Origin of the sequence: Caulobacter sp. D5, from assembly GCF_003185805.1 — a bacterium.
Lineage (GTDB): Bacteria > Pseudomonadota > Alphaproteobacteria > Caulobacterales > Caulobacteraceae > Caulobacter.
This window is the reverse complement of record NZ_QHJY01000069.1, coordinates 1-9,722: the sequence shown is the minus strand read 5'-3', so window position 1 is coordinate 9,722 and position 9,722 is coordinate 1. Positions and strand designations below refer to the sequence as shown.

Here is a 9,722-nt window from a genome sequence, read left to right as displayed (position 1 = left end):
CGGCCTTGGCCGCGGCTTCCCGAGCCGCGTTCGCCTCGGCGGCGGCGCGGGCCTCGGCGGCGCGACGTTCGGAAGCCTGACGCTCCTGGTTTTCGCGAGCGGCTTCGATGGCGCGCTGACGCGCGCGCATCTCGTCCTGCGACAGACCGCCGGCCGACGAACCGCCGCCACCGCCCTGCCCTTGCGGACGCGGAGCGTCGTAGCGACGCTCGGCCTGCGACGGCGCGGCGAGGTTGCCGGCGGCGGGCGCATGCGGACGCGTGCGCTTGGTCTCGACGACCACCGTCTTCGTCCGGCCGTGGCTGAAGCTCTGCTTCACAACGCCGGCGCTCACCGAGCCCTGGCGGGGCTTCAGGGTGATGGGGGCTCGCCCACCGGGGTTGGAACCAGGCCGACCGTTATCGTTCTCGTCGCTCATGCGCTCGCTTGTACTTCCGCCGGGCGGGTTCCCGGCCCAAAAACCGATCAATCCATACGAGAAAGGGGCCTGGACGTACCTCCAATAGGAAGCGCGTTTCCCGGCCCTTCGCTCAAGAGCGCGACGCCTTAGGCGGCTTGCTCCAACATTCAGGTTCTAGACCTTTCGCACCGCCGGATGAAGTCATCCGAGGACGCATCGAAGCCTAGGGCTCCTCGTTCTGACGCACCACCCAGTCCGGCGGCATGAGAGGACGGAAGCCTGATAACCGCTCGACATCCAAAGTCCAGCGATCCGTGCCTCGCCCCGTGAGGAGCGCCGTGTGTATCACATTCTCCCCGCCCAAGGCCAAACCCAATTCGTCGGATGTGAACATCCCGAGGATTCTGGGCGTGTTAGGCGCTTTGCGAGCGGCTGAAAACACCTTGCGGCGGCCGTCTTCGGCGCCATTGGCGGCTTCGATCAGCCAGGCGGTCTTGCCCGAGGCGAGGGCCGCCAGAACCTTTTCGTATCCGGAGATAATGCCGCCAGAGCGTCGCGCAAGGCCCAGACCGTCCAGAACCCGCTTGGCCAGCAGCCGTTCCACCTGGTCGGGCAGGTCGGCGGGCGCGGCGAGCTTGGTCTTGGCCGAGCGCGAGAAAGCGTTCTTCTTGACGGCCGCGGCGACGGACTCGCGATCGGACGCGACCCACATGCCCCGGCCCGGCAACTTGCGGGCTACGTCGGGCACAACCACGCCGTCGGGACCGGCCACGAACCGCACCAGGCGCGCCTCGTCGACCGCTTCGCCCAGGACGACGTCCTTGCGCTGGCGGTTGGCTTCGGCGTGCGTCTTGGGGGCGGCCTGGTCGATCATGAAGTCCGTGACGGGGTCCTGAAAGGAAGCGGCCCCTCCGAAGGCCGGAGGGGCCGGGGTTTCTTACTGCTCTTCGGCGGCGTCTTCGGAGGCGGCCTCTTCGGCGGGGGCTTCTTCGCCTTCCGCCTCGATCTCGCCTTCGGCGTCAGCCTCGCCCTCGAGAGCCTCTTCTTCTTCGTATTCCGGCTCCGGCGGAGCCTCGACCCAGCCCATGACGATGCGGGCGCGCATGATCAGCGCTTCGGCGTCGTCGGGCGACAGGTTGAAGCTTTCGAGGATGCCCGGCTCGCGCACGCGCTCGCCGTTCTTGCTCTCGAACCAGCCGCGCATGTCGTCGGGCACCAGGCCGGCCAGGTCTTCCACCGACTTCACGTCGCCTTCGCCCAGGGCCACGGCCATGGCGAGGGTCACGCCCTCGATGGCCAGCAGGTCGTCCTCGACGCCCAGTTCGACGCGCTTGGCGTCGAGGGCGGCGGCTTCCTTCTCGAGGAACTCGCGGGCGCGGGCCTGCAGTTCTTCGGCCGTCTCTTCGTCGAAGCCCTCGATCGAGGCGACTTCGTGCGACTCGACATAGGCCACGTCTTCCACGGCGGTGAAGCCTTCGGTGACCAGCAGCTGGGCGATGACCTCGTCGACGTCCAGGGCTTCCTGGAACAGGGCGGTGGCCTCGGCGAACTGCTTCTGACGGCGCTCGCTCTCCTGGCTTTCCGTCATGATGTCGATCTGCCAGCCGGTCAGCTGCGAGGCCAGGCGGACGTTCTGGCCGCGGCGGCCGATGGCCAGCGACAGCTGCTCGTCCGGCACCACCACTTCGACGCGCTCGTCTTCCTCGTCCATGACGACCTTGGAGACTTCGGCCGGGGCCAGGGCGTTGACGATGAAGGTGGCTTCGTCTTCCGACCACTGGATGATGTCGATCTTCTCGCCCTGCAGCTCGGCGACCACCGCCTGCACGCGCGAACCGCGCATGCCAACGCAGGCGCCGACGGGGTCGATCGAGCTGTCGTTCGAGATGACGGCCATCTTGGCGCGCGAACCCGGGTCGCGGGCCACGGCGCGGATCTCGATGACGCCGTCGTAGACTTCCGGCACTTCCTGCGCGAACAGCTTGGCCATGAAGCCGCCGTGGGCGCGGCTCAGCATGATCTGCGGGCCCTTGGTCTCGCGACGGACGTCGTAGATGTAGGCGCGGATGCGGTCGCCGACGTTGAAGTTCTCGCGCGGGATCGACTGGTCGCGGCGCATGATGCCTTCGCCGCGGCCCAGGTCGACGATGACGTTGCCGTATTCGACGCGCTTGACGCTGCCGTTGACGATCTCGCCCGAGCGGTCCTTGTACTCTTCGTACTGGCGCTCGCGCTCGGCTTCGCGAACCTTGTGCATGACGACCTGGCGGGCCATCTGGGTCTGCACGCGGCCGATCTCGAACGGCGGCAGGGATTCTTCGTAGACCTTGCCGATCTCGGCGTCGCGCCAGGTGCGCTTGGCCGACGAGATCTGGACCTTGCCGATCTCGCCTTCCATCTCGTGGTCGTCGCCGACGACTTCGATCACGCGCTTCTGGGTGGTCTCACCGGTGCGCGGATCGATCTTGACGCGGATGTCGTGCTCGGCGCCGTAGCGGGCGCGAGCGGCCTTCTGCAGGGCCTCCTCGATCGCCTCGATGACGACTTCCTTCTCGATGCCCTTCTCGCGGGCGACCGCGTCGGCGATCTGCAGCAGTTCAAGCCGGTTGGCGGCGATGCCGATGGCCATGGTCAGTCCTCTTCACTTTCGGACAAATCGTTGTCGTTCTCGGCGCCCACGCGGGCGGCGCGCTGGTCGGCGCCCCGCTTCATCAGCTCGTCGGTCAGGACGAGCTTCGCGTCGACGATCCAGGCGAACGGGAAATAGACGGTGACGTCGTCCTCGCCCTCGATGTTGAGGCCGACCTGGTCGTCCTCGACGCCGGCGAGCTCGCCCTTGAAGCGCTTGCGGCCCTCGGCCACGCGGTCGAGCTCGATGCGCACCTCGAGACCGGCGTAGGTCTCGAAGTCCTTCAGGCGGGTCAGCGGGCGATCGACGCCCGGGCTGGAGACTTCCAGGGTGTATTCGCCGGCGATCGGGTCGGCGGCGTCCATGACCTCGGAGATGGCGCGGGACAGCTTGGCGCAGTCCTCGACGTTCATGTCGCCGCCCGTTCCATCTTCCTGGAGCGGACGTTCGGCCATGATCTGCAGGCGGCGCTGCTCGGCCCCGCCCATCAGGCGCAGGCGGACGATCTCGTAGCCGACGGTCTCGGCGACGGGATCGAGAATCTCGATCAGGTCCAGGTCTTCTCGCGTCTTGCCGCGCACGGTTCTCTTCTCAAATTCGCGGGCCGCCCGAGCCGACCAGAAAGCCAAGCTGGCGAGCGACCAAAGAAAAAGCGGCAGCCTTTCGGGCCGCCGCTCGAAAGCGCCATCTAGCGCTAACGGACGATGTAGGAGCTATATAGCGCGATAGGCGAGCGGGTGGAAGCCCCTAGCGAACGGGCTCCGACAGCGGCCGGCGCGCCCCGTCCCCGCCGTCCGTAAACCACGTCGCCGCGCTGTTCTCACGGTCACTGAACGGGCGCGGCCGTAGATCCGATATGCTTTCTGCGGCCAAGTCGAGGCGCGAGCACGCCCCCTCTTTCGCATCGCAACACTTGTGGCCTATACAGGCGGCCGCTTGAGGCCCGCCTCCCCGCGGGAACCTTCCCACAACGAAGAGTCACTATGGACCTCTCCAAGATCGCCGTGGGCGTGAACCCGCCCTACGACCTGAACGCCGTCATCGAGATCCCGCAGGGCGGCGAGCCGGTGAAGTACGAGATCGACAAGGAAAGCGGCGCCCTGATGGTGGACCGCTTCCTGCACACGGCGATGTTCTACCCGGCCAACTACGGCTTCATCCCGCACACCCTGGCCGACGACGGCGACCCGGCCGACATCATGGTCGTGGGCCCGACCCCGGTGGTGCCTGGCGCGATCATCCGCTGCCGCCCGATCGGCGCCCTGATGATGGTCGACGAGGCCGGGTGCGACGAAAAGATCCTGGCCGTGCCGGTCGACAAGCTGCACCCCTTCTACACGGGCGTGAACAGCTGGCGCGACCTGCCGACCATCCTGACCGAGCAGATCGCCCACTTCTTCCAGCACTACAAGGATCTGGAAAAGGGCAAGTCGACCAAGATCACCGGCTGGGCCGATCCGGACGAGACCGCCGAACTGATCCGCGCGGCGATCAAGCGCCACGACGAGAGCTACTGATCTTTCCAAGATCGCGCCAAAGAACGTGAATGCGGCGCCGGGGACCTCTCCGGCGCCGTTTTCTTTTGGGGCTTCTCCAGCGGGTTCGGGCGCCGGGTGTGACCATGGCGACCTTGCGCGCGGGGCCGCTCGACCCCATAACCTCGCCGGATGAGCGAGACCCCGCAAAAGCGCCTCTATATCAAGACCTACGGCTGTCAGATGAACGTCTACGACAGCGAGCGCATGACCGACGTCCTGCGTCCGCTGGGCTATGGCGTGGTCGATGATCCCGAGGGCGCGGATCTCGTCGTGCTCAACACCTGCCACATCCGCGAGAAGGCCACCGAGAAGGTCTATTCGGAACTCGGCCAGATCAAGCTGATGAAGGACCGCAAGGCCCAGGCCGGCGGCAAGATGACCATCGCCGTGGCCGGCTGCGTCGCCCAGGCCGAGGGCCAGGAGATCATGACCCGCCAGCGGGCCGTGGACCTGGTGGTCGGCCCGCAGGCCTATCACCAGCTGCCCGAGCTGATCGCCCGCGCCCACCGGGCCTCGGGCGAAAGGCTCGCCGCCGACTTCGCGGCCGACGAGAAGTTCGACGCCCTGCCGGCCGAGCGCAAGGTCGATGGCGTCACCGCGTTCCTGACCGTGCAGGAAGGCTGCGACAAGTTCTGCACCTTCTGCGTGGTGCCCTACACCCGCGGCGGCGAGTGGTCGCGGCCGCCGGAAGCCATTGAGGACGAGGCCAGGCGCCTGGCCGACCAGGGCGTGCGCGAGGTCACCCTGCTGGGCCAGAACGTCAACGCCTATGACGGCGGCGGCCTGACCCTGGCCAAGCTGGTCCGTCGCCTGGCGAAGATCACCGGCCTGGACCGCATCCGCTACACCACCAGCCACCCGCGCGACATGGGCGAGGACCTGATCGAGGCCCACGGCGAGCTGCCGCAGCTGATGCCCTATCTGCACCTGCCGGTGCAGGCCGGATCGGACAAGATCCTCAAGGCCATGAACCGCGACCACACGGCCGAAAGCTATGTGAAGCTGATCGAGCGCATCCGCACCGCCCGGCCCGACATCGCCATGAGCGGCGACTTCATCGTCGGCTTCCCCGGCGAGCGCGACGGCGACTTCGAGAAGACCCTCGACCTGGTGCGCGAGGTCGGCTTCGCCAGCGCCTTCTCGTTCAAGTATTCGCGGCGTCCTGGCACCCCTGCTTCGGCCATGCCCGGCCAGGTCGACGAGGCCGTGAAGTCCGAGCGGCTGGATCGCCTGAACCAGCTGCTCGACGAGCAGCAGCGGGCCTTCAACGCCAGCCAGGTGGGCAAGACCCTGCCGGTGCTGTTCGAGAAGGCCGGCCGCCACCCCGGCCAGATCGTCGGCCGCAGCCCCTATCTGCAAGCCGTCCACGCCTCGGGCGGGGAGCACCTGATCGGGACGATCGTTCCCGTCCGTATCGAGAGCGCCGCCAAGATGAGCCTGGCCGGCGTGCTCGCCAACGAACCTGTTCTGGAGACCGCGTGAGCCGCACGCCTGAGTTCCTGCCGCTTTCCGACGACGCCGTCGTCGCCGTCACCGGCCCGTCGGGCCGCCACGCCGCCCTGATCGAGGACGCCTTCAAGGTCCTGCTCGAAACGCCCGGCGGCGGGGTCAAGATCACCGGCGACGTCAAGGGCCGCTCGTCGGCCAAGCGCGCCCTGATCGCCCTGGCCGAGCGCGCCGACGCCGGCCACGAGGTGGTCGAGGCCGACATCCGCGTGGCCGTGGGCGAAGCCCACAGCGCCGGCGGCCAGGCCTCGCCGCGCGCCGTGCGCCGCGGCGCCGTCTCGCCCAAGACCAAGAACCAGGCCCGCTACATGGAGTCGATGACCCGGCATCCGCTGGTCTTCGGCCTGGGCCCCGCCGGCACCGGCAAGACCTTCCTGGCCGTCGCCCAGGGCGCGGGCATGCTGCTGCGCGGCGAGGTCGACCGCCTGATCGTCACCCGGCCGGCCGTCGAGGCGGGCGAGAAGCTCGGGTTCCTGCCGGGCGACCTGAACGAGAAGGTCGACCCCTACATGGCCCCGGTCTGGGAGGCCCTGACCGACATCATGGGCGCCGAGCAGCTGCGCCGCCGCCGCGACAAGGGCGAGATCGAGGTCGCCCCGATCGCCTTCATGCGCGGCCGCACGCTGGCGCACGCCTTCGTCATCGTCGACGAGGCGCAGAACTGCTCGCGCCTGCAGATGAAGATGGTGCTGACCCGCCTGGGCGAAGGCGCGCGCATGGTGGTCACCGGCGACCCGACCCAGATCGACCTGCTGAACCCCCGCGACTCCGGCCTGGCCCACGCCGTTTCGATCCTGGAAGGGGTCGAGGGCGTGGACGTGGCCCGCTTCACTGCGACCGACGTCGTGCGCCACCCGCTGGTGGAGCGCATCGTCAAGGCCTACGACGCCGACGCGGCCCTGCTGGCGACTCCCCGATGATCACCGTCGATATCGAAATCGAAGACGAGGCCTGGACCAGGGCCGAGCCCGAAGCCGAGGCCCTGGTCTGGCGCGCCGCCCAGGCGGTGCTCGACGCCCACGAGGACATCGAGGGCAAGGGCATCGTCATCCTGCTGGCCGACGACGACAGCGTCCAGGCGCTGAACCGCGACTTCCGGCAGAAGGACTACGCCACCAACGTGCTGTCCTTCCCCGCGCCCCAGGACCCGGCGGCCAATCCGGAAGGCCAGATCGGCGACATCGCCCTGGCCTACGGCGTCTGCGTCCGCGAGGCGGCCGAGCAGGGCAAGCCCCTGGCCCACCACCTGCAACATCTTGTGGCGCACGGGGTGCTGCATCTCTTAGGATACGACCACGAAGGCGACGACGAGGCCGAGGCCATGGAAGCGCTCGAACGCGAGATCCTGGCGGGACTGGACGTGCCCGATCCTTACGCCGACGATGCGTCGGCTAATCAGGGGTGAAGACCTAAAGGCATGCCCGACGACGACCAGAGTTCCACGCCCGCCGGCCCGGCTCGACTTAGCCGAGGCCTGCGGGCGTTCTTCCGCAAGCTGCGTCGCGGCGGCGCGCCGGCCGAGCCCGCGCGGCCGATCGATCCCGACACGCCCCCCGCCCCCGACCTGGTCGACCAGGCCGAGGCCTTCAAGACCCTGAAGGTGGGCGACGTCATGACCCCCCGCCCCGACGTGGTGGCGGTCGAGGTCGAGACCCCCTTCGCCGTGGTCGTGGCCCAGTTCGTCGAGGCCGGCCACTCGCGCATGCCGATCTATCGCGAGGCCCTGGACGCCCCGATCGGCGTGGTCCACGTCAAGGACGTCTTCCTGCTGCTGGCCGACGGCGACCTGCGGCCCGAGCCCGAGGATCGCATCCTCGAACAGCTGCGCCGCGACATGCTGCTGGTGCCCGCCTCGATGCGGGCCGCCGACCTGCTGCTGAAGATGCGCACCAAGCGCATCCACCTGGCCATGGTCATCGACGAGTTCGGCGGGGTCGACGGCCTCGTCACCATGGAAGACCTGATCGAGTCCGTGGTCGGCGACATCGACGACGAGCACGACGACGCCGCGAGCGTCAGCGTCACCGTCACCGACGACGGCGCGCTGGAGACCGAGGGCCGCACGCCGCTCGAGGATCTCGAAGCGATGGTCGGCGAGACCCTGGCCCCGCCCGAGCACGAGGAAGAGGTCGACACCGTCGGCGGCCTGGTCGCCGCCCTGGCCGGCCAGGTGCCCGAACAGGGCGAGATCGTGCGCCATCCGGCCGGCTTCGATCTCGAAGTGCTGGAGGCCGACGCCCGGCGAGTGCTGCGGGTGCGCGTGCGCCGCGCCGAAGAGACGGCCGAGGCCGACGTCCCGCTCGACGCGGTGGACGTCACTTGAAGCTTTCCGTGCTGACCAAGCGCTCCGCTTGGCGCGACCGCGTCCTGGCGCTGGTCGCCGGCCTGGCCGCGGCCCTGGCCCATCCGCCGTTCGGGATCCTGCCCGGCCTGCTGGGCTACGCCCTGCTGCTGTGGCTGCTGGACGGGATCGACGGGCCCCGGCCGCTGCGCTCGGCCTTCCTGCGCGGCTGGCTGGCGGGCCTGGCCTATTTCGGCCTCGGCACCTGGTGGATCGGCGAGGCCTTCATGGTCGACGCCGCCAACCAGGGCTGGATGGCGCCCTTCGCGGTGGCCGCCATGGCCGCCGGCCTGGCGCTGTTCTGGGGCCTGGCCGCCCTGCTCTATCGCCGCTTCCGTCCCGCCGGCGCCGTGCGGGTGCTGGCCTTCGCAGCCGCCCTGTCGGCGCTGGAGTGGGTGCGCGGCCACGTGCTGACCGGCTTTCCCTGGAACCTGCCGGGCGAGACCTGGCGGGCCGGCTCGGCCCCGTCCCAGGCCGCGGCCCTGATCGGCGCCTACGGCCTGACCTTCGTCACCCTGGCGATCGCCGCCGCCCCGGCCGTCTGGCGACAGGGCCGTTCGGGCCGGATCGCCGTCGGCGCGGCCGCTCTTGGCCTCGCCGCGCTCTATGGCGGCGGCTTCCTGGCCCTGCATGCGGCTCCGCCGCAGACGGGCGCCGGTCCCCGCATCCGCATCGTCCAGGCCGACGTCCAGCAAGCCGCCAAGTGGGACGCCGCCAGCTTCCAGGCGATCGTCCGCGACTACGTGACGCTCACCGCCCAGCCCTATGCCGACGGCAAACCGGCCGAGGTGGTGGTCTGGCCCGAAGGCGCCCTGCCCGCCGCCATCGACGACTACCTGGCCCCCGGGACCTGGGTGCGCCAGGCGATCACCGACGCCCTGCAACCGGGCCAGCTGCTGCTGATCGGCGGCTACCGCTACGAAGGCTCGGCCGAGCACCCGACCTACTACAACAGCCTGGTGGCCCTGCGCCGCGATGCGGGCGGCCTGACGGTGGTCGGGATCTACGACAAGCACCGGCTGGTGCCGTTCGGCGAGTACCTGCCGGCCGAGGGCCTGCTGACCGCGATCGGCGTCAAGAGCATGGCCCACCTGGGCGACGGCTTCGCCATCGGCCCGCGCCCCGCCCCGCTGGCGATCGCGCCCGGCCTGAAGGTCCAGCCGCTGATCTGCTACGAGAGCCTGTTCCCAGGCTTGGCCCGCCCCGATCCCGCCGTGCGGGCGCTGGTCAACGTCTCCAACGACGCCTGGTTCGGCGTGACCTCTGGCCCGCCGCAGCACCTGAACCTGGCCAGCTACCGCGCCATCG

10 protein-coding genes are annotated in these 9,722 nt (G+C 69.2%); 6 read left to right on the top strand and 4 right to left on the bottom strand.

All coding sequences use genetic code 11. The features are described from left to right. The 4 genes from DMC18_RS05540 to rimP all read right to left on the bottom strand — a co-directional run. The coding region (locus tag DMC18_RS05540; RefSeq protein WP_199232542.1) for a translation initiation factor IF-2 associated domain-containing protein at positions 1-418 on the bottom strand (418 nt) is incomplete at its 3' end. A 205-nt stretch (positions 419-623) separates the two neighbouring features. Next, on the bottom strand, positions 624-1,274 hold the full coding sequence (locus DMC18_RS05535; protein ID WP_110118431.1) for an RNA-binding protein: 651 nt from the start codon (positions 1,272-1,274) through the stop codon (positions 624-626). A 63-nt stretch (positions 1,275-1,337) separates the two neighbouring features. Beyond that, positions 1,338-3,029 carry a transcription termination factor NusA gene (gene nusA, locus DMC18_RS05530; protein ID WP_110118430.1) on the bottom strand — a complete coding sequence of 564 codons (1,692 nt, stop codon included), beginning with the start codon at positions 3,027-3,029 and terminating at the stop codon, positions 1,338-1,340. Between the two features lie 2 nt (positions 3,030-3,031). Continuing rightward, entirely contained in the window at positions 3,032-3,658 is a 627-nt protein-coding gene (gene rimP, locus DMC18_RS05525) for a ribosome maturation factor RimP (protein WP_110118429.1), read from the bottom strand. Between the two features lie 354 nt (positions 3,659-4,012). Between rimP and ppa the strand changes: the two genes are divergently transcribed. The 6 genes from ppa to lnt form a co-directional block, all read left to right on the top strand. Continuing rightward, positions 4,013-4,546: an inorganic diphosphatase gene (gene ppa / locus DMC18_RS05520; RefSeq protein WP_110118428.1), complete on the top strand. Its 534-nt coding sequence runs from the start codon at positions 4,013-4,015 to the stop codon at positions 4,544-4,546. Positions 4,547-4,696: 150 nt separating this feature from the next. Then, a complete protein-coding gene (gene miaB / locus DMC18_RS05515) occupies positions 4,697-6,049 on the top strand; it encodes a tRNA (N6-isopentenyl adenosine(37)-C2)-methylthiotransferase MiaB (protein WP_110118427.1) in 1,353 nt (450 codons plus the stop codon). Continuing rightward, positions 6,046-6,993 carry a PhoH family protein gene (locus DMC18_RS05510; RefSeq protein ID WP_110132750.1) on the top strand — a complete coding sequence of 316 codons (948 nt, stop codon included), beginning with the start codon at positions 6,046-6,048 and terminating at the stop codon, positions 6,991-6,993. Before miaB ends, DMC18_RS05510 begins: the two co-directional genes overlap by 4 nt. 11 nt (positions 6,994-7,004) lie before the next feature. After that, on the top strand, positions 7,005-7,478 hold the full coding sequence (gene ybeY, locus DMC18_RS05505; protein WP_110118433.1) for an rRNA maturation RNase YbeY: 474 nt from the start codon (positions 7,005-7,007) through the stop codon (positions 7,476-7,478). A gap of 12 nt (positions 7,479-7,490) precedes the next feature. Beyond that, the gene (locus tag DMC18_RS05500; protein ID WP_110118426.1) at positions 7,491-8,396 is read left to right on the top strand and encodes a transporter associated domain-containing protein; all 906 of its coding nucleotides are present in this window, start codon (positions 7,491-7,493) and stop codon (positions 8,394-8,396) included. Next, a partial coding sequence (gene lnt, locus DMC18_RS05495; RefSeq protein WP_110132751.1) for an apolipoprotein N-acyltransferase occupies positions 8,393-9,722 on the top strand: 1,330 nt, incomplete at its 3' end. The genes DMC18_RS05500 and lnt, both read left to right, overlap by 4 nt.

Coding starts and splice junctions, on each gene's coding strand:
- nusA (WP_110118430.1), bottom strand. CDS start 3,029: ATGGCCATCGGCATCGCCGCCAACCGGCTTGAACTGCTGCAGATCGCC.
- miaB (WP_110118427.1), top strand. CDS start 4,697: ATGAGCGAGACCCCGCAAAAGCGCCTCTATATCAAGACCTACGGCTGT.
- ppa (WP_110118428.1), top strand. CDS start 4,013: ATGGACCTCTCCAAGATCGCCGTGGGCGTGAACCCGCCCTACGACCTG.
- DMC18_RS05500 (WP_110118426.1), top strand. CDS start 7,491: ATGCCCGACGACGACCAGAGTTCCACGCCCGCCGGCCCGGCTCGACTT.
- DMC18_RS05535 (WP_110118431.1), bottom strand. CDS start 1,274: ATGATCGACCAGGCCGCCCCCAAGACGCACGCCGAAGCCAACCGCCAG.